Genomic DNA, 19,912 nt, shown 5'->3' on the forward strand with positions numbered 1-19,912 from the left:
TTCATGTCGTGGGACTTCAGCACCGACCCCGAGTGGGCCGAACAACTGACCTGGGTCGAGGACTTCGTGCGCAACGAGTGCGAACCGATCGACTACGTCGTCAAGGAATCCCACGATCTCAACGATCCCGTGCGCCAAGCGCTGATTCCGCCACTGCAACAGATCGTCAAGAAGCGCGGGCTGTGGGCCACGCACCTCGGTCCGCATCTCGGAGGTCCCGGCTACGGGCAGATGAAACTGGCGCTGCTCAACGAAGTGCTTGGCCGATCCGAGTGTGCCCCGATCGTCTTCGGTTCGCAGGCGCCGGATTCGGGGAACAGCGAGATCCTTGCCCACTACGGCACCCCGGAACTCAAGGCACGCTATCTCGAGCCGCTGCTCGACAACCGCATCGTGTCGTGCTTCTCGATGACCGAGCCGCAGGGTGGCGCCGACCCCAAGGTGTTCACGACCACTGCCGTCGCGGACGACGAGCACTGGGTGATCAACGGTGAGAAGTGGTATTCGTCGTTCGCGTCGATGGCGTCCTTCATCATCGTCATGGCCATGACTGACCCCGAAGCGCCTCCCTATCAACGTTATTCGATGTTCGTGGTCCCCGGTGACACGCCAGGCATCAACGTCCTTCGCGACGTGGGGCTGGGCTACGAACCGCTCGGCGGTGGTGGCCGCGAGGGATACGTCCGCTACGAGAACGTACGGGTTCCCGACGACCACATGCTCGGTCCGCGTGGCGGCGCCTTCGTCGTCGCACAGACCCGACTCGGCGGCGGCCGGATCCACCACGCGATGCGCACCGTCGGCCTGGTGCGGCGGATCTACGACATGATCTGCGAGCGCGCGGTGTCGCGCTATACCCAGGGCGAGGTGTTGGCCAACAAGCAGATGGTGCAGGAGATGATCGCCGACTCTTGGATGGAGATCGAGGCGTTTCGCCTCCTGACCCTTCAAACCGCTTGGAAGATCGACAAGTTCAACGACTACCAGGCGGTCCGCAGCGACATCTCGGCGGTGAAGGCGATGATGCAGAAGGTGCTACACGACGTGTCGGCACGCGCGCTGCAGATCCACGGATCGCTGGGGACCTCGCACGAGATGCCCTTCGTCCAGTACCTGACGGAGTCGTTCGTGCTCGGTTTGGCGGACGGTCCCACCGAGGTGCACAAGGTGACGCTGGCCCGCCAGCTGCTCAAGGACGTGAAGCCCGCGCCGGACATGTTCCCGTCCGAACACCTCCTGCGGCTGCAGGAGGCCGCCGAGGAGAAGTTCGCCGACCGGCTCGCGGGCATCCCGCGGCGCGACGAGGCGAGGCTGGCGTGAGCGGGTCCTGTGAGGGCAAGGTCGCCCTCGTCACCGGCGCCAGTCGCGGTCTCGGAAGGGCCATCGCGCTGCGGTTCGCCGCCGAGGGCGCTACGGTCGCGATCACCGCACGCACGATGGATCCCGACCCGAAGTACGTTGGCTCGCTTGGGGAGACGCGCGACGAGATCATCGCGGCCGGAGGCACCGCGGTGGCGGTACGGGCCGATCTCTCGGACTCCGCGGACCGTGAGCGCATGTTCGCCGACGTCGTGCAGCGCGTCGGCGCACCAGACATCCTGGTCAACAACGCCGCGGTGACCTTTCTGCGACCGCTGGCGGGCTTCCCGGAGAAGCGGGCCAGGCTGATGGTCGAGATGCACGTGATCGCGCCACTGCACCTGGCGCAGCTCGCCCTTCCCGGCATGCGGGAGCGCGGCCGGGGCTGGATCCTGAACCTCACCTCGGTGGGCGGTGACCTCCCGCCGGGCCCACCGTTCGACGACTTCGATCGCCACGCGGGTTTCGGCATGTACGGCACGGTGAAGGCAGCCATGAACCGGATGACAAAGAGCCTCGCCGCCGAACTATCCGACGACGGCATCGCCGTCAACGCCGCCGCGCCGTCGAAACCCGTTGCCACGCCGGGAGCCGGCTCACTCGACCTCGCCAAGACCGACACCGAGGACATCGGCCTCATCGTCGAGACGGTGTTTCTGCTCTGCACGGGCGATCCCAGAATCGAGACCGGCCGCATTGCCCACACGAGTGACTACCTGCGGGAGACCGATGGCCGCACCGAGTGAACTCGACGGCGCGCGTGTGCTGTTGGCGGCTCGCGGAGTCACGGACCTGCGGCCGTTGTGCGGTGGTGCCTCCAGCCTGACCTTCGTCGGCGCGCTCGGCGAGCAGCGGGTGGTCGTCAAGATGGCGCCGCCGGGAGTACCTCCGACACTGCACCGCGACGTGCTGCGCCAAGCCCGCATCATCCGCGCACTGGCTCCCACCTCGGTGCCCGTGCCCGAAGTGCTCTGGGAGGATCGCGGCGAACCACCCGACGTGCCGCCACTGTTCGTGATGTCGTTCCTCGACGGCACCTCACTCGAGCCGCTGTTCGATGACGACCGAGCCGGGTGCGACGACACCACGATGGCCGAGCGGATGCACGACGCGGCGCGAGTGATGGCGGCCCTGCACCGTCTCGACGTGACCGAGATCGGTCTCGGCGCTGAACCCGTCGTCGGATCGGAGGCCGAGATCGACCGATGGTGCCGGGCACTGGCGACGGTCGAGCCCACGCTGGCCCCGGGGTGGCAGGAGGCCGCGGAGGCCTTGCGCGCCACGCTGCCCATCCCACTGCCCGCCGCACTGGTGCACGGCGACTTCCGGCTCGGAAATCTGCTGGCGCAACGTGATCACGTCACCGCCGTCATCGACTGGGAGATCTGGTCCGTCGGGGATCCCCGGGTGGACGCCGGCTGGTTCCTCGCCAACGCCGATCCGCGAACCTACGGGCGGGCTACGCCGTTCCTCGGGGCGACCCCCTCGCCTGCCGAGCTGGCGGCGGGGTATGCCCGCGCGCTCGGCCGCGACGTACCCGACCTCGGCTGGTTCGTGGCGTTGGCCTGTTTCAAGTCAGCGGCGACCTGGTCACTCATCGTCAAGCACAACCGTCGCAGGAGCAGCCCGGACCCGGGTTTGGAGGCGCTGGCCTCGGCGGTGCCGCACCTCGTCGAGCGAGCTACCGAAACGCTTTCCGCCAACGAAGGATTCGAGGTGGTTCGATGATGACCGAGTGGTTCCTGTACATGTCGCAATACCGGCTGGGCATCCCCGACTTCGTCGCGCGGGCGCAGGCCGCCGAAGCGAGTGGCTTCGACGGGGTGGCGTTCTTCGATCACCTCGAGACGCCCGGCGCGAGCCAGTTCGCGGTGTGGGAGGCGATGGGCATCGCCACGTGGGTGGCCGCGAAGACCACGACGCTACGGGTGGGGCACCTCGTTCTGTGCGACGCATATCGTCACCCCGCCGTACTCGCCAAGCAGGCCGTCACCCTTGCCGAGGCATCCGAGGGCAGGTTCGAGCTCGGTCTCGGCTCGGGCTCCATGCCCGAGGAACTCGCGAAGTTCGATCTTGCGGCTGGCGACGGACTCGAACGCATCCGCCGACTCGACCGCGACCTCACCGCGATCCGCGAGTACTGGGGGAGTGGGGAGGCGGGCGACCGCGCGCAGGCACCCACGCCGACGCAGCCGATTCCGATCGTCATCGGCGGCACCGGACCGCGGATGCTCGAGGTCGTGCGCAAGCATGCAGACTGGTGGAACCTGCCTGCCGACCGGGTCGATCGCCTTTCCGAGCTGGCGGGTTCGGTCGGTACCGCACGGGTGTCTGTGCAGCAGATGGTCGGTTTCGCCGGACACGGCACCGACCCGCAGGCCGTGGACGAGGCGAGCCGTCGGCGCTGGGGGCACCTGGGGCCAGGTTTGGTGTGCGGCGACGCCGAATCACTGAGCGCTCACTTCGCGAGACTGAAATCAGAGGGTGCACAACGGTTCTACGTGTGGTTTGCCGACGGTGCCACCGTGGAGACGATCGAGGGATTCGGTACCACCGTCATCGGTACGAGAGGGTCGGCATGCCGCACGTGACGACGAGTCCGGGGATCTGCCGCATCTGCTCGGCCCACTGCGGAGTGCTCGCCACCGTCACCGATGGCACGCTGACAAAGGTGACCGGCGATCCGGACAACCCGATGTTCAAGGGATACACGTGCGCCAAGGGACGGGCGCTGCCGGAGATCCACAACAACCCAGCCCGCCTGCTGCGCAGCCAGAAGCGACGGCCCGACGGCACGTACGAGGCCATCGGTGCCGAGCGCGCCATGGACGAGATCGCCGCCACGTTGCAGGACCTCATCGACGTTCACGGCCCTAGATCGGTGGCGCTCTACCTGGGCACGAACGGCCTGCCGTATCCGGCGTCGGCGTTGATGGCGAACGCGTTCATCAGGGCGATCGATTCGCCGATGTTCTTCACCGCCAACACGATCGACCAACCCGGTAAGCAGATCGCCCTCGCCGCACACGGTCACTGGCTCGGTGGCGACGTCGACTTCCACGAGGCCGACAGCTGGATGCTAATCGGCACCAACCCGCTGGTGTCCAAGGCGATCGGAATTCCTGGCCAGAATCCCGCGCAGGGATTGAAGGCCGCCCTGGCCCGCGGCATGAAGCTGATCGTCATCGACCCCCGCCGATCGCAGACGGCGGCGCGGGCAGCGATCCATCTGCAGCCCAGACCCGGCGAGGACGTGTCGATCGTTGCGGGGATCATCAATCTGATCATTCGAGAAGGACTGTGCGACAACGACTTCCTCAATCAAAATGTCGCCGGGTTCGACCATCTGGCCCAAGCCGTGGCGGGCTTCACGATTCCCTATGTCGCCGAACGAGCCGACGTTCCCGAGCAGCAGCTGATCGATGCTGCGCGCCTCTTCGCGACGTTTGGGGACCGGCCTGGAATGGTCAATGCGGGCACGGGCGCCAACTTCGCGATGCACGGCAACCTGCTCGAGTACCTCTGCCTGTGCCTGGTCACCATCTGCGGTCGTTGGCAACGGGCGGGCAGTCGGGTCACCCGACCGAACACGTTGATGCCTGCCTTCACCGCCAAGGCGCAGGCCCATCCACCGTATGAGGGCTGGGGTTACGGGGAACGGCTCCGCGTGCGCGGACTGACCGACGCGGTGTGCGGCATGCCGACGGCGGCGCTGGCCGACGAGATCCTCCTCGAGGGTGACGGCCAGGTGAAGGCATTGATCTGCATCGGCGGCAACCCCATGGCCGCGTGGCCCGATCAGCGCAAGACGCAGCGAGCACTCGAGAGCCTCGAGATGCTCGTCACCCTCGACACCGAGATGTCGCTGACCTCGCGCTTGGCCGACTACGTCATCGCCCCGCGGATGCAGATGGAAACCCCGGCCATGACTCAGGGCAGCGAGTTGATCAAGTACTACACCAGCGGCACCGGCATCCCCGCCGCCTACGCGCAGTACGCACCGCGATTGGTGGACCCGCCCGCGGGTTCCGATCTGACCGAGGAGTGGCAGTTCTTCCTCGGTCTCGCCAAGCGGATGCAGCTCGAGCTGTGGTTCGTGAACTTCTTCGGCGGCGGCGGCGGACGTTTCATGGAGTCGCCGCCCGTCGTGGTGAACCTCAATGGCGATACCGAGATGACGACCGAGGAACTGTTCGCCCAGATGTGCTCCACCTCGCGCATCCCGCTTCAGGAGGTCGCCAGCCATCCGCACGGCAAGATCTTCGACGTCGACGCCGTGGTCCAACCGCGCGATGCCGACTGCGTCGCCAAGCTCGACGTCGGAAACACCTACCTGCTCGGCGAATTGGAGGACGTGCAGGCCGAGGACTTCCGCTCGGCGCGCAGTGATACGGACTTTCCGTTCCGGCTGATTCCCCGCCGGGCGGGCAACTTCATGAACTCGTCGGGAACCAATCTGCCCGCGCTGAACCGGGGGAAGCCCTACAACCCGGCGTACATGCATCCCGATGCGATCGCCGAGCTGGGGTTGCGAACCGGGGCATTGGTGACCATCACCTCGCCGCACGATCACATTCCGAGCGTGCTCGAAGCCGATGACACCCTTCGTCTCGACGTCGTCGCCATGCACCATGCCTTCGGCGGACTGCCGGCCGAGGACCACGAGGTGATGGACCGCGGAAGCAACGTCGGTCGTCTGGTCCCCACCGACGTCGACTTCGACCCCATCACCGGTATGCCGCGGCAGGGCAACGTCCCGGTGCGTGTGAGCGCCGCCGGCTAGTCAGACCGCTTGCGGTTCATCACCCGGTCGGCGGCCGCCCAGTGTTCGTCGGACACCCAAAGTCTGGCGAACGCCGAGATGGCCTCCTCCGCCGAGGTTCCCGCGATCACCCCCTTGATGGGCGCGACCGGCGGGGCAGCGAGTTTGCGGGCGACGGCGCGCCAGTCCTCCTCGAACGACGCCCGGGGTACGACGAGGTCTACGAGACCGAGCCGCTGCGCCTCGGCCGCGTCGAGCACGGAGCCGGTGCCCGCGAGGAGCAGCGCCCTGCCCTTGCCGACCAGGGCAGCGAGCCGCTCGGCGCCACCCCAGGCGGGCATGATCGCCAAGGTCACCTGATTGAAGCCGATCTTGACGTCGTCGGCCGCGAGCCTGATGTCGGCGGCCACGGCCACTTCGGCGCCGCCTCCGAGGGCGTGGCCGTTGAGCGCCGCCAGCACGGGGCCCGGGAATGCGGCGATGCGGTCGCAGACCCCGCGCATCCGCCGTGCCATCGCCGCCGCCTCGGCCTCCGTCCTCAGGGCGCTGAGTTCCTTGAGGTCGCCGCCGGAGACGAACGCCTTGTCCCCGGCGCCCTTGATCACCAACGCCCTGGCGCCGTGGGCCCCGTCCAGCGCGTGGTCGAGCTGGTCCATCGTCTCGAGTGAGATGGCGTTGCGCGCGTGTGGGCGGTCGATGGTGACGACCGCCAAGCCGTCCTCGATCTCCAGGTCGACCATGTGTCGCTAAACCGCCGTTCTCCGTGAGCGATATTGGCATTCTCGTTTCGGGAGAATAGCATCGCCGTGTGGTGGCCCACCCCGTGCGAATCATCCCTGCCGAACTGGCAAGACACTATGCGGACCAGGGGTGGTGGACGACGGAGACCCTCGGCGCCATGCTCGCACGGGGGCTGGATTCCCATCCGGACGTCGGCTTCCAGGTGCACTCCGCGCATCGGCCGTGGGTCGGCTCGTTCCGCGAGGTCGAGACCGTCGCCCGTCGGCTCGCCGCCGGCCTGCGCGACCGGGGTGTCGGACCCGGCGACGTCGTCGCGCTTCAACTGCCCAACTGGATGGAGGCTGCGGCGGCGTTCTGGGCCTCGGCGATGCTCGGCGCCGTGGTGGTGCCGATCGTGCACTTCTACGGGCCCAAGGAGGTATCGCACATCCTCGCGACCGTCAGGCCGAAGGCGTTCCTCACCACCAGGAACTTCGGCCGGATGGAGTTTCACCCCGAGCTGTCCGAGGAGGTGCCGATCGTCGCGCTCGTCGGAGAAGCGAGCTTCGATCGACTCCTCGCCGACGAGCCGATGACCGGTACCGTCGACACCGACCCCGGCGCGCCGGCGCTGATCGCCTTCACCTCGGGTACCACCCGCGACCCGAAGGGCGTCATCCACAGTCACCAGACGCTGGGCTGCGAGACGCGACAACTGCTGGAGAACTACCCGCCGGACCGCGGCAGGCAGCTGACCGCCACACCCGTCGGCCACTTCATCGGCATGATCGGCGCGCTCCTGATCCCGGTGATCGAGGGGGCCCCGATCGATCTGGCCGACGTGTTCGAGCCCGCTTCGGTACTCGCGTTGATGAAGTCCGACGGCATCACCATCGGCGGAGGTCCGCCCTACTTCGTGACCAGCCTGCTGGACCATCCGGACTTCACCGACGAGCATCGGGGTCACATCAAGACCGTAGGGCTGGGCGGCTCTACCGTGCCCGCCGCGGTCACCAGGCGGCTAGCCGACCTGGGCGTGTTCGTCTTCCGGTCCTACGGCAGCACCGAGCACCCGTCGATCACCGGATCGGGCCGTGATGCGCCCGAGGACAAACGCCTCTACACCGATGGGAATGCGCGACCCGGTGTCGAGGTGAAGCTCGCCGCCGACGGAGAGATCCTCAGTCGCGGGCCGGATCTCTGCCTGGGCTACACCGACCCGGCGCTGACCGCCGTGGCCTTCGACCCCGATGGCTGGTACCACACCGGCGACGTCGGCGTCATGGACGACGACGGCTATCTGACCATCACCGACCGCAAGGCCGACGTGATCATCCGCGGCGGCGAGAACATCAGCGCGGTCGAGGTCGAAGAGGTGTTGCTGGGCATGCCGCAGGTCGCCGAGGCCGTGGTGGTGGCCGCGCTCGACGACCGTCTCGGCGAACGGGCGGCCGCAGTCCTGCGGACCAAGCCCGGGCACGTCATGCCGACCCTGGACGACGTGCGGGCGCACTTCGAACGCGCGGGTGCGGCGCGGCAGAAGTGGCCGGAGGAATTGCACGAGGTCCCCGAGGGGCAAGACTTTCCCCGTACCGCGAGCGGAAGGTCCAGAAGTTCCGCGTCCGTGAGGCGGTCCGGCTCCCGGCGGGCCAGGCCCAAGAAACCGTTGCCACCCGACGCATGTGAGAATAGGATTCTCTCAAATCGAAAAGGAGAGTTCCATGGGTCAACTTTCGCACCGGGTCGACGTGCCCTTTCCGCTGTTCGACGCGGACAACCACCTGTACGAGCCACCGGAGGCGCTGACCAAGTTCCTCCCCAAGGAGTACAAGGACGTCGTCCAATACGTCCAGATCAACGGCCGCACCAAGATCGCGCTGCGGGGCCAGATCAGCAATTACATCCCCAATCCCACCTTCTCGGTGGTCGCCAAGCCGGGTGCCTGGGAGGAATACTTCAAGTTCGGCAACCCCGACGGCAAGAGCAAGCGCGAGCTCTTCGGCGAGCCGATGAAGGCCATTCCTGCCTTCTTCGAGCCCGCACCGCGGCTGGAGAAGATGGACGAGCTGGGCCTCGACCGTTCGCTGATGTTCCCGACGCTGGCCAGCCTCATCGAGGAGCGTCTCAGTGACGACCCGGTCGCCATCCACGTCATCGTGCACGCGCTGAACGAGTGGCTCCACGAAACCTGGGGCTTCAACTACCAGAACCGCATCTACACCACGCCGGTGATCACGCTGCCGATCGTCGAGAAGGCGATCGAGGAGCTGGACTGGGCGGTCAAGCGCGGTGCCCGCGCCATCCTGATCCGCCCGGCGCCGGTTCCCGGTTTCCGCGGGCCTCGGTCGTTCGCGCTGCCCGAGTTCGATCCGTTCTGGCAGAAGTGCGTCGAATACGACGTCTTCGTCGGCATGCACTCCAGTGACAGCGGCTACTCCCGGTACACCTCGGAGTGGGACGGCGGCGCGCAGGAGATGCTTCCGTTCCAGACCAACGCCATGGGCATCCTCAACGAATGGCGACCCATCCAGGATGCGGTGGCCTCCTGGGTTATTCACGGCGCGCTGTTCCGCTTCCCGACCTTGAAGGTCGGCATCGTCGAGGCCGGCTCGAAGTGGATGTTCCCGCTGCTCGACTCGATGACCGAGGTGTACAAGAAGGCCCCCGAAGCCTTCCTTGGCAACCCGATGGAGGAGATCAAGAACCGCATCTACGTCAGTCCGTTCTACGAGGAGGGCATCGACGACCTGATCAACCTGATCGGCGTCGACCAGGTGCTCTACGGCTCGGATTGGCCGCACCCGGAGGGTTTGGCGGAGCCAACGCACTACGTGACCGCGCTCGAGCACCTCGCCGTCGAGGATCAGGCGAAGATCATGGGCGGCAACCTGTCTCGACTGATCACTGCTTGACCCAGCCGCGCGTTGCGACGATCAAGGGCGCCCGCGCCCGATGAGGAGCGGCGCCAGATGAGCACCGCTTGGCAGACCATCCCCGAGATGGTCTTGAGTGCAGCGGACCGATTCGGCGACGCGGAAGCGGTCGTCGACGGTCCGCTGCGCCTCACCTTCGTCGACGTCGCCGACCGCATCCGGCAGGCCGCGGGGGCGCTCGCCGACTTCGGCGTCGAGAAGGGTGACCGGGTCGCGGTATGGGCCCCGAACTCCGCGCCGTGGATCATCGCGGCGTTCGGGATCATGACCGCGGGTGCGGTGCTGGTGCCGGTCAACACGCGGTTCAAGGCCGAGGAAGCCGCCGACGTCGTGTCGCGCAGCGGCGCCAAGGTGGTCCTGGTTCAGGAGGGTTTCCTCGGGCAGGATTTCGGCGCGGCACTCGACGCGCCGACGATCGATCTCGGGTCCGACTTCCTCACCAGCGGTTCGCCATTCGCGCGCGAACCGCGGGACTGGTTGGACGGGCACGACGTCTCCGACGTCATCTACACCTCGGGTACGACGGGTCGGCCCAAGGGCGCGATGATGAATCACGTTCAGACGCTTCGCATGTACGAGGAGTGGGCGACGCTCGCCGATCTGCGTGCGGGCGACCGCTACCTGATGATCAACCCCTACTTCCACACCTTCGGGCTGAAGGCCGGGCTCGTCGCCTCCTTCCTCCGCGGCGCCACGATGCTGCCGTTGGCGGTCTTCGACGTCGATCACGCCGTGGATCTGATCGAGCGCGAACGCATCTCGATGCTTCCCGGCCCGCCGACGCTGTATCACGCACTGCTCACGGTGGCCGACAAGAGCAGGCTCGCCACGTTGCGGGCAGGGGTGACCGGGGCCGCCGACATCCCCGTGGAGCTGATTCGGCGGATCCACGACGAGCTGCCGTTCCAGTCGTTGATGACCGGTTACGGACTCACCGAATCGGGGAACGTCACGCTGTCGCGCCCCGGCGACTCGTTCGCCGACGTCGCCACCACCGCGGGCCTCCCCTGCGAGGACGTCGAGGTCCGCATCGGCGACGACGGTGAGGTCCTGGTGCGCGGGTACAGCGTCATGCAGGGTTACCTCGACGACCCGATCGCCACCGCCGAGGCAATCGACTCGCGCGGGTGGCTGCACACGGGGGACCTCGGCGAGTTCACCGAGTCGGGCCGGCTGCGGATCGTGGGCCGCAAGAAGGACATGTTCATCGTGGGCGGCTTCAACGTGTATCCGGCCGAGATCGAGGGATTTCTCGCCGAACATCCGGCGATCGCACAGGCCGCGGTCATCGGCGTGCCCGACTGTCGGCTGGGGGAGGTCGGTAGGGCGTTCGTGGTCCTGCGCTCCTCGGTCGACCCGATCGGCGAGGAGGAACTGATCGATTGGTGTCGTCAGCGAATGGCCGGTTTCAAGGCCCCGCGGTATGTACAGTTCGTCCTCGAGTTACCCACGAACGCCACCGGCAAGGTGGTGAAGGACCAACTGCGCTGAGCACTTTCACAGCACGGAACCAGTGTTTCTGCAGTTCGTGCGAGATCTTGCCGAATGTGGAACGGAGTATGGTCGGGGCCTTGCTCACCGATGGAAATGCCATTCTCACGAGCTACACCCCATGAACAGGACGGGAGGTCGCATGTCGTCTCGCAAACCAGCCTCGCCGGTGCTCAACGGCGGCGACGCACACGACGATCCGACGGACACCGAGGTTGCCCCCCAGGAGGTGGCGGCTGGCCCGGATGACGCGCTCGCGCTCGCCGAAGAGGCCGAAGCCGAAGCCGATGCCGCGGAGGCCGCCGCGGCCGCCGCGCGCGCACGTGCCCGGGCGTTGAAACTCCGGAGGCAAGCGGCAGCCGCGGCCACCGAGTCATCCGATCCCGTCGCCCCGGCGGCAACGGCACCGGTCGCGCCCGAGGTCGACGAAACCCCGGACGCGACCAACGACACCGAGGTCGACCTCGCCGACGCCGAACCCGCCGAGGAGCCCGAGGACCCCGAAGACGAAGCGCCACGCCGTCGTCGGCTCGGCCTCGGCGTACCCCGCATCCGGCTCCGCTGGATCGCCGCCGCGTTGGTGATCCTCTGCACGATCGGATTCCTCGGCGCCAGTGCGTACATGGTCCTGCACCACCGGCAGGCGACGGAACAGCGACAGCAGTCGGCGGAGTTCGCCGCCGCGGCCAGGCAGGGCGTCGTGACGCTGATGTCGCTGAACTTCAACAGCGCGGCCGACGACGTCAAACGAATCATCGACAACACGACCGGTGACTTCAAGAAGGACTTCCAGGGTCAGGCCGACGAATTCACCAAGGTGGCGCAGGAATCGAAGGTCGTCACCGAGGCCACGGTCAACGCCTCTGCCGTCCAGAAGATGTCGAAGGACACCGCCACCGTGCTCGTCGCCGTGACCACGCAGGTGTCCAACGCCGCCAGCAATGACCAGCAGCCGCGCTCGTGGCGGCTCCGGGTCGACATCGCCCGCGACGGCGGACAGCTCAAACTGGCGAAAGTCGAGTTCGTGCCATGAGCGAGAAGGACGATGTGACCGACGTCGAGACCCCGGACGTCGAACCGACCGCCGAGGAACTCGACGAGACCCCGGCTGCCGTCGATGACGAAGACGGCGACGAAGTCGGCGACGAAGTCGGTGACGAAGGCGGTGACGAGACCCCGGCCGACACTGCCGAGGCTCCTCGGTCGGCCCGCGGCACGAAGATGCTGGCGCCGCTCGCACTGGCGGTCGCACTGATCGCGTCGGCAGGTCTGGCCGGCTGGCTGTACGTGTACCAGTACCAACCCGACCGGGAGTCCAACTCCGCCGTCGCCGCCGAGACCGTCAAGGCGGCATCCGACGGCGCCATCGCGCTGTTGTCGTACGCCCCGGAGACGATGGACAAGGACTTCACCGCGGCCAAGACGCATCTGACCGGTGACTTCCTGAACTACTACAGCCAGTTCACTCAGGACATCGTGACGCCCGCGGTCAAGCAGAAGGCGGTGACGACGTCGGCCACGATCGTGCAGGCCGCCGCCTCCGAGGTGAACCCCGACAACGCGCAGGTGCTGCTGTTCCTGAACCAGACGACGACGAGCAAGGAGAACCCCGACGGGTCCTTCACGGCCAGCAGCGTGAAGGTGGGCCTCACCAAGGTCGACGGCGCCTGGTTGATCTCGGCCTTCGACCCCGTCTAGCGGTACCCGTACCGTCGGAGGCGTGACGAACGAGCGCGCCGATCTGGTGCTGTCGGGGGGCGGCGTCAAGGGCGTCGGCCTGGTGGGTGCCGTCGTGGCTCTCCTGGACGCCGGCTACTCGCCGCAACGCATCTCCGGCACCTCGGCGGGATCCATCGTCGGAGCGGTCGTCGCCGCGGCGGCCCAGACCGGCGCGATGACGGGTGCGCAGGTCAAAGAGCTTGCGTTGCAACTGGACTACCGAAAGTTCCTGGATCCGGGTCCGCTGGAACGGGTGCCGGTGATCGGACCCTCGCAGGCTCTGCTCCGCGGCACGGGAATCTACCGCGGCGACTACGTGCGCGAGTGGGTTCGCAGCCAGCTGGCCGATCTCGGGGTCACCACCTTCGGGGACCTCGCGCTCGACGACGACGAGTTGCCGCCCGAGCAGCGCTACCGGCTGGTGGTCACCGTCGCCGACGTCACCCTCGGTCGGTTGGTTCACCTGCCGTGGGACTACCGGCGCGTCTACGGCCTCGATCCCGACGAGCAGTCGGTCGCCGACGCCGTTCGGGCGTCGATGTCCATCCCGTTCATCTTCCGGCCGGCGTCGATCGTCAGCACCGCCGGTCTCACCTCGACCTTGGTGGACGGCGGGCTGCTGTCGAACTTCCCCCTCGACTCCTTGGACCGGACCGACGGCAAGCCGCCGCGGTGGCCCAGCTTCGGCATCACCCTGTTGCCGAACCTGCCCGACGGCAACGACGGCGTCATTCCCGCGCTGGCGGCGCTCCGCAAGCTGGGCGCGCCGCACCTGCTGGAGGACGTCCTGACCACCATGCTGGTGGGCCGCGACCAGGCCTACCTCGCTCAGCCGTGGGTCGAGGCCCGGGCGATCCGGGTGGACTCCACGGACGTCGGATTCCTCGACTTCGACATCAGCGAGAACGAGGTGGAGGCGCAGTATCTGAAGGGGTACGGGGCAGCCGAACGGTTCCTCGCCGACTGGAACTGGCCGGCCTATCTGCGCCGGTTCCGCTGACCGAGGTGAGCGTCCCGACCATGAACCCGTGCGCGATCGTGCCGCTCGCCGACGCCGACGACGTCGCGGCGGCCACCGCGCCGGTGGCAGGCGAGGCGCCGCTGGTGCGCGTGGTCCGGTCGGTCCTGGGTGCGGTGGCCGAGGACCGGGTGGTCGTCGTGACGCCGCCCGCGCTGGCGGAGGACGCACGGGCGTGCCTGCGCTTGGTCGGCCTGGACGCGGCGGTCATCGTCGCCCCCGCCCCAGGATCGCGACGTCACCTCATCCGTGCGGGCCTGGAACACGTTGGCGCAGAACAGGCTTCGCTGACGGCGGTCCTGCTTTGCGATCGCCGCTACCCGCTGTCACCCGCCGACGTCGCCGCGCGGGTGCTCGCCGGCCTTGGGCCAGGCGCCGAGGTGGTGGTGCCCCTCCTGCCGGTGACCGACACCGTCAAGACCGTCGACGTCCTGGGCTCGGTGCTCGGTACCGTGGACCGTTCCACGCTGCGGGCGGTGCAGTTTCCGCGTGGCTTCACCGCCTCGGCGCTGTGGCGACTGATCTCGGTGGGGCCCGACGATGCCGAAGACGACGACGAGTTCGACGCGGCCGTGCGAGCCGGTCTCGAGATCGGCACCGTGGCCGGTCACGCCAACGCCATCCGCGTCGAGTCGGCGGCGGATGCGCGTCTGCTGCACGCGATCATCGCCTGCCTCGACGATTGACCCCGTCCTGCAGCAGTGCCTCCGCGAGCCGCACGTCGTGGGCGAAGGTGACCTTGAGATTCGTTGAGGCGCCGGGGAATACGCGCACTTCGAGATCGGTGAAGCGTTGCACGCAGGACGCCGTGTCGGTTCCCTCGAAGCTGCCTCCGGCCGACAGTCGGTAAGCGGTGAGCAGCGGCTGCGCGCGAAACGCCTGGGGTGTCTGGACCCGCACCAGTCGGCCGCTAGTGGGTGTGAGCCGGCCGTCGGCGGTCGCGGTCACGATGTCGGTGGCGGGGAGCACCGGTATGGCGCCACCCACGGCGCGCGCGGTGCTCAGCGCGGTATCCACCATCGCCGTCTCCGCCAGTGGACGGGCAGCGTCGTGGATGAGCACGACGTCGACGGCCCCCGATTCGATGTCGGGGGCCAGATGGCGAAGGACGTTCTCCTCGGAACCGTGGCGGGTGTCACCGCCTTCGACGAGTTCGACAGCCACGTGGGGGAGTTCGGCGGCCAGCGTGCGCGCGGCCATGTCGCGTTCACCCCGGCGGAACACCAGGACGGTGCGCGCGATCATCGTCGAGCGGGCGACCGCCTCGACCGACCACGACAGCATGCTCCGCCCGGCAAGCGGGAGATACGCCTTGTTGCCGTCGGCCCCGATTCGCGTGCCCATACCCGCGGCCAGCACGACGCCGACCGCGATGGGACCCGTGTGCATCGGCCTACGCTAGCCTGCCCGCCCGCGGTCACTCGGCGAGGTTGAACGCCGTGATCACCTTCGTCGGCCGGACCCGCACGACCAGTTCGCCGGGCACTCCGTTGCGGCGCCCGTACTCCTCGGCCCGCTCCGCGCCCATGTAGCGGGCGCCGGTGCGGGTCGCGACGTCGAGGAGCTCGTGGGGATCCTCACTGATTTCGGCGATGCCCTGCACCTGCACGAACGAGTACGGGGGATGCGGATCGTCGACGCACACGACGACCCTCGGGTCGCGCGCGAGGGCACGACCCTTTGCGGTGCTGCCGTGGGTGTTGAACACCAGACGACCGTCGTCGACGACGAACCACACGGGAGCGACCAGTGGTCTGCCGTCGGCCGCGACGTAGCCGAGCATGGCGGTGCGCGTTCCCTCGGACAGAAAGGCGATGACGTCATCGGTGAGCGCGTCCATGTCCACCACGGTAGGTGCGGTAGGTCACGTCGACCAGTGGCGCCCGGCACCGGGTCGTCGCGCAAATTGACAGGAGACAGTTTGACGGCCTAGATATATGACGTCGGTGTGATCGAGGAGGCTGGGTGGACTCGAATGAGTGACACGCGGCGCGAACCCTCGAAGGTAGCGCGTGCGATCCGGCGCTTGGCTGTGCCGATCATCCTCGGCTGGCTCGCGCTGACGGTGATCACCAACGTCGCGGTGCCCACCCTCGAGAAGGTCGGCGAGGCGAACACGGTGTCGATGAACGCCAAGGACGCGCCGTCGATGATGTCGATGCAGAAGATCGGCAGCAACTTCGACGAGTTCAACTCCGACAGCAACGCGATGGTCATCCTCGAGGGTGAGCAGCCCCTGGGCGCCGCGGCGCACGAGTACTACGACCAGTTGGTCGACAAGTTCGAGGCCGACACCGCCCACGTCGAGCACATCTCCGACTTCTGGGGTGACCCGCTCACGGCGTCCGGCGCCCAGAGCAACGACGGCAAAGCCGCGTACGTGCAGGTCTATCTGCGCGGCAACATGGGCGAGACGATCGCCAACGAATCCGTCACCGCGCTCCGTGAGATCGTCGATCAGACGCCCGCCCCGCCAGGGGTGAAGGCCTACGTCACCGGCGGTGCGCCGCTGGTGGCGGATCAACACTCTGCGGGTGACCGAAGCGTCATCATGGTCACGGTCATCACTCTGGTCGTCATCGCGGCGATGCTCCTTCTGGTGTACCGCTCCTTCGCCACCATGGCCCTGATCCTGTTCATGGTGTTCATGGAGCTGGGTGCCGCCCGCGGCATCGTCGCCTTCCTCGGCTACTACGAGATCATCGGGCTCTCGACGTTCGCCACCAGCCTGCTCACCCTGATGGTCATCGCCGCGGGTACCGACTACGCGATCTTCCTGATTGGCCGCTACCAGGAAGCCCGGGGTGTCGGCGAAGACCGCGAAGCGGCGTACTACACCATGTTTCGCGGGACCGTCCACGTGGTCCTTGGGTCGGGTCTGACCATTGCCGGCGCGATGCTGTGCCTCAGTTTCACCCGGCTGCCGTACTTCCAGACCCTCGGTGTGCCCTGTGCCGTCGGAACGCTCGTTGCCGTCCTGGCCGCGCTGACGCTGGGTCCCGCGGTGGTCGCCCTGGGCAGCCGCTTCCGCCGCATCTTCGAACCCAGGCGGGCCATCCGTTCGCAGGGGTGGCGGCGGATCGGCACGGTCGTCGTGCGGTGGCCCGTTCCGGTCCTCGTCTCGACGATCGCCCTGGCCCTGATCGGTCTGCTGGCCCTGCCCAGCTACAAGACCAGCTACGACAACCGCAAGTACCTGCCGGAGGACATCGCGGCCAACGTGGGCTACCAGGTGGCCGACCGGCACTTCAACGCTGCCCGGATGAACCCCGAGCTGATGATGATCGAAAGCGATCACGACCTGCGCACCTCGGCGGACTTCCTGGTGATCGACAAGATCGCGAAGGCCATCTTCCACGTGCCGGGCATCGGCCGGGTGCAGACCATCACCAGGCCCGACGGCAAGCCGATCAAGCACAGCACGATTCCGTTCCAGATCAGCATGCAGGGCACCACCTCGAAGATGAACGAGAAGTACCAGCAGGATTCGTTCGCCAACCTGCTCCAGCAGGCCAACGACATGCAGACCATGATCGACACCCTGACTCGCATGCTGTCGTTGATGGACCAGCTCACGGCCAACATCGGCGATCTCACCGACAAGATCACGGAGTTGGCGGCCACGACCAACGATCTGCGCGACGACATCGCGAACTTCGACGACTTCTTCCGGCCCCTACGCTCCTATCTCTACTGGGAGCCGCATTGCTACGACATCCCGCTGTGCTACACGGGGCGGTCGATCTTCGACGCGCTGGACGGCATCGACGCGCTGACCGATCAGCTCGGTGCCGTCGTCATCGACACACAGAAGTTGAACGAGCTCACGCCGCAGCTCGCGGATTCGCTGCGGCCCCAGCTCGCGCAGCTCAAGTCGGTCAAGCAGATGCTGCTGACGACCTATCAGACTCAGCGCGGCTTCCAGGACCAGCAGTCGGCGATGTCGGACAACTCGACCGCGATGGGCGAGGCGTTCGACGACTCCCGCAACGATGACACGTTCTATCTGCCGCCGGAGATCTTCGACAACAAGGACTTCAAGCGCGGCATGAAGAACTTCATCTCACCCGACGGGCACTCGGTGAGGTTCATCATCAGCCACGAGGGTGACCCGGCGACCGTCGAGGGCATCTCCCACATCGACGCCATCAAGCAGGCCGCCGCGGAAGCCATCAAGGGCACGCCGCTGGAGGGTTCGAAGATCTACCTCGCCGGCACCGCCGCCACCTACAAGGACATGCGGGACGGGTCGGCGTACGACCTGCTGATCGCCGGAATATCAGCCGTGACACTGATCTTCATCATCATGCTGGTCATCACCCGAAGCGTGGTGGCCGCGGCGGTGATCGTCGGCACGGTGCTGCTGTCCCTCGGCGCGTCGTTCGGATTGTCGGTACTGCTCTGGCAGCACATCCTCGGTCTCCAGCTGCACTGGATGGTGCTGGCCATGTCGGTGATCCTGCTACTGGCGGTGGGTTCGGACTACAACCTGCTGCTCGTCTCACGGTTCAAGGAAGAGCTGCCCGGCGGGCTGAAGACCGGCATCATCCGCGCGATGGCCGGCACCGGTTCGGTCGTGACGTCGGCCGGCCTGGTCTTCGCCGCGACCATGGCGACGTTCGCGTTCAGCGAGCTCAAGGTGATGGGACAGGTCGGCACGACGATCGCGTTGGGGCTTCTATTCGACACCCTGATCGTGCGGTCCTTCATGACACCGGCCATCGCGGCGCTCATGGGCAAGTGGTTCTGGTGGCCGCAGATCGTCCGCTCGCGCGCGGCGGTGAAACTGCCTCCACCGACCGAGCCTGCAGCGACGTCCGGAGTCAAATAGCTTCTGCGATAGACCGTTTCCGGTGTTCGCGGTACCAGTGCACCGCACGCTCGATGGATTCGTGGATCGGTTGCGGCTGCCAGCCGAGTTCGCGCTCGGCCTTGCCGTGATCCATCGGCGGCATGACGTGCATCAGCCGGATGCTGAGGCTCGACAACTCCATGTCGCGGCGCAAGACCCTAGCCGCCACGTCACCGACCGTGCCGAGTGCCGACATCACGCCCAATGGAATGCCGTAGCGGGGTGGTGCCACGCCGCCGGCCGCGGCGGCGGCGCCGTAGAGGTCGTGGGCGGTCATGTATCGCTCGGAGACGATGTAGCGCTCGCCGTTTCGGCCCTTCTCGGCGGCGAGCAGCAGCGCGGCCGCCGCGTCCTCGATGCCGACGACCTCGCTGGCCGTGTCCCTGACGTAGGCGGGCATCCGTCCCCTGGCCGCCGCCGCGAGCAGTGCGCCGTGCGGCGTCGGGGCGTAGTCGCCCGGCCCGTAGGTGTTGGCGACGCACATCGCGACGGCGGGCAGGCCGCGGTCGGCGGCGTAGCCCAACACCAAATCCTCGGCGGCGACCCGCGATTGGATGTACCCGCCGCCCCGTTTCGCCCAGTTCATGGCGTCGTCCTCGGTCGCGAGCCGACCGGACGCGGGGATGCCAATGGTGCCGATACTGCTGGTGAAGACGAACCGCCGCAGCTCTGCGTCGACTGCGACGTCCAGAACGTGTTGCAGCCCTTCGACATTGGTCCGGAACAGGGGAGTTGGGTCACGCAGCCAGGCCCGCGTGTCGACCACGCAGTAGTACACGTCGTCGACCCCGACCATCGCGGCCCGCAGCGCCTCGCCGTCGAAGACGTCACCGTAGTGCCGTTCCACCGTCAGGTGGTCGATCGCCGCGGTGGAACTGGTCGTACGCACCAGCACCCTCACCCGTTCGCCGCGCTCGACGAGCCGGCGCGTGACGTGCGAGCCCAGGAAACCACTGGCGCCGATGACCAACTTCGTCGCGCCGGCCGTCGATGACATGGTGGTGAATGTAGCGGCACCAAGGGGTATTCGGTACCGTCAACCGCCGTCGAAGGGAGGA

At 67.2% G+C, this 19,912-nt stretch carries 16 protein-coding genes and 1 pseudogene; 13 read left to right on the forward strand and 4 right to left on the reverse strand.

Annotated features, from left to right (window positions below; translation table 11 throughout):
- Positions 1-3: 3 nt before the first annotated feature.
- Genes QUE68_RS08535 through QUE68_RS08555 form a run of 5 tightly spaced genes read left to right on the forward strand, consistent with a single transcriptional unit; the run spans position 4 to position 6,142 of the window.
- Positions 4-1,320, forward strand: coding sequence for an acyl-CoA dehydrogenase family protein (locus tag QUE68_RS08535; protein WP_284233543.1), 1,317 nt, complete (start codon positions 4-6; stop codon positions 1,318-1,320).
- Positions 1,317-2,105, forward strand: a complete 789-nt coding sequence (locus QUE68_RS08540) for an SDR family NAD(P)-dependent oxidoreductase (RefSeq protein WP_284225552.1) — start codon at positions 1,317-1,319, stop codon at positions 2,103-2,105. The genes QUE68_RS08535 and QUE68_RS08540 overlap by 4 nt, the downstream gene beginning before the upstream one ends.
- Entirely contained in the window at positions 2,089-3,087 is a 999-nt protein-coding gene (locus QUE68_RS08545) for a phosphotransferase family protein (protein ID WP_284233545.1), read from the forward strand. The genes QUE68_RS08540 and QUE68_RS08545 overlap by 17 nt, the downstream gene beginning before the upstream one ends.
- Positions 3,087-3,950 carry an LLM class flavin-dependent oxidoreductase gene (locus QUE68_RS08550; protein ID WP_284233546.1) on the forward strand — a complete coding sequence of 288 codons (864 nt, stop codon included), beginning with the start codon at positions 3,087-3,089 and terminating at the stop codon, positions 3,948-3,950. The genes QUE68_RS08545 and QUE68_RS08550 overlap by 1 nt, the downstream gene beginning before the upstream one ends.
- Positions 3,938-6,142: a molybdopterin-containing oxidoreductase family protein gene (locus tag QUE68_RS08555; RefSeq protein ID WP_284233548.1), complete on the forward strand. Its 2,205-nt coding sequence runs from the start codon at positions 3,938-3,940 to the stop codon at positions 6,140-6,142. Before QUE68_RS08550 ends, QUE68_RS08555 begins: the two co-directional genes overlap by 13 nt.
- On the opposite strand, the gene QUE68_RS08560 is transcribed toward QUE68_RS08555, so the two are convergent.
- Positions 6,139-6,861, reverse strand: a complete 723-nt coding sequence (locus QUE68_RS08560) for an enoyl-CoA hydratase/isomerase family protein (protein ID WP_284225556.1) — start codon at positions 6,859-6,861, stop codon at positions 6,139-6,141. The two genes, QUE68_RS08555 and QUE68_RS08560, sit on opposite strands and share 4 nt — an antisense overlap.
- An 83-nt stretch (positions 6,862-6,944) precedes the next feature.
- Between QUE68_RS08560 and QUE68_RS08565 the strand changes: the two are divergent.
- The 7 genes and pseudogenes from QUE68_RS08565 (at position 6,945) to QUE68_RS08595 (ending at position 14,688) form a co-directional block, all read left to right on the forward strand.
- Positions 6,945-8,527 (forward strand): annotated as a pseudogene (locus QUE68_RS08565) (AMP-binding protein).
- 35 nt (positions 8,528-8,562) lie between these two features.
- Complete coding sequence (locus tag QUE68_RS08570) at positions 8,563-9,753, forward strand: amidohydrolase family protein (protein WP_284225557.1); 1,191 nt, start codon at positions 8,563-8,565, stop codon at positions 9,751-9,753.
- A gap of 57 nt (positions 9,754-9,810) precedes the next feature.
- Positions 9,811-11,265 (forward strand): FadD3 family acyl-CoA ligase, encoded by a 1,455-nt coding sequence (locus QUE68_RS08575; protein ID WP_286275413.1) that lies wholly within the window; start codon positions 9,811-9,813, stop codon positions 11,263-11,265.
- A 142-nt stretch (positions 11,266-11,407) separates the two neighbouring features.
- The gene (locus QUE68_RS08580) at positions 11,408-12,298 is read left to right on the forward strand and encodes a hypothetical protein (protein WP_286275414.1); all 891 of its coding nucleotides are present in this window, start codon (positions 11,408-11,410) and stop codon (positions 12,296-12,298) included.
- Positions 12,295-12,963 (forward strand): twin-arginine translocation pathway signal, encoded by a 669-nt coding sequence (locus QUE68_RS08585; protein ID WP_286275415.1) that lies wholly within the window; start codon positions 12,295-12,297, stop codon positions 12,961-12,963. The genes QUE68_RS08580 and QUE68_RS08585 overlap by 4 nt, the downstream gene beginning before the upstream one ends.
- A 22-nt stretch (positions 12,964-12,985) precedes the next feature.
- Positions 12,986-13,984, forward strand: a complete 999-nt coding sequence (locus tag QUE68_RS08590) for a patatin-like phospholipase family protein (protein ID WP_286275416.1) — start codon at positions 12,986-12,988, stop codon at positions 13,982-13,984.
- A 5-nt stretch (positions 13,985-13,989) separates the two neighbouring features.
- Complete coding sequence (locus QUE68_RS08595) at positions 13,990-14,688, forward strand: IspD/TarI family cytidylyltransferase (RefSeq protein WP_286275417.1); 699 nt, start codon at positions 13,990-13,992, stop codon at positions 14,686-14,688.
- Here the strand turns inward: QUE68_RS08595 and QUE68_RS08600 are convergent.
- Complete coding sequence (locus tag QUE68_RS08600; RefSeq protein ID WP_284225564.1) at positions 14,666-15,391, reverse strand: IspD/TarI family cytidylyltransferase; 726 nt, start codon at positions 15,389-15,391, stop codon at positions 14,666-14,668. The genes QUE68_RS08595 and QUE68_RS08600 overlap by 23 nt on opposite strands.
- Before the next feature lie 28 nt (positions 15,392-15,419).
- Positions 15,420-15,842 carry a PPOX class F420-dependent oxidoreductase gene (locus QUE68_RS08605; RefSeq protein ID WP_284225565.1) on the reverse strand — a complete coding sequence of 141 codons (423 nt, stop codon included), beginning with the start codon at positions 15,840-15,842 and terminating at the stop codon, positions 15,420-15,422.
- A 135-nt stretch (positions 15,843-15,977) separates the two neighbouring features.
- Here QUE68_RS08605 and QUE68_RS08610 point away from each other — a divergent pair, with 135 nt between their 5' ends.
- Positions 15,978-18,833: an MMPL/RND family transporter gene (locus QUE68_RS08610; protein ID WP_284225566.1), complete on the forward strand. Its 2,856-nt coding sequence runs from the start codon at positions 15,978-15,980 to the stop codon at positions 18,831-18,833.
- On the opposite strand, the gene QUE68_RS08615 is transcribed toward QUE68_RS08610, so the two are convergent.
- Positions 18,826-19,851 (reverse strand): NAD-dependent epimerase/dehydratase family protein, encoded by a 1,026-nt coding sequence (locus QUE68_RS08615; RefSeq protein WP_286275418.1) that lies wholly within the window; start codon positions 19,849-19,851, stop codon positions 18,826-18,828. The two genes, QUE68_RS08610 and QUE68_RS08615, sit on opposite strands and share 8 nt — an antisense overlap.
- Positions 19,852-19,912: the final 61 nt, after the last annotated feature.

This window comes from Mycolicibacterium sp. TUM20985, from assembly GCF_030295745.1.
Lineage (GTDB): Bacteria > Actinomycetota > Actinomycetes > Mycobacteriales > Mycobacteriaceae > Mycobacterium.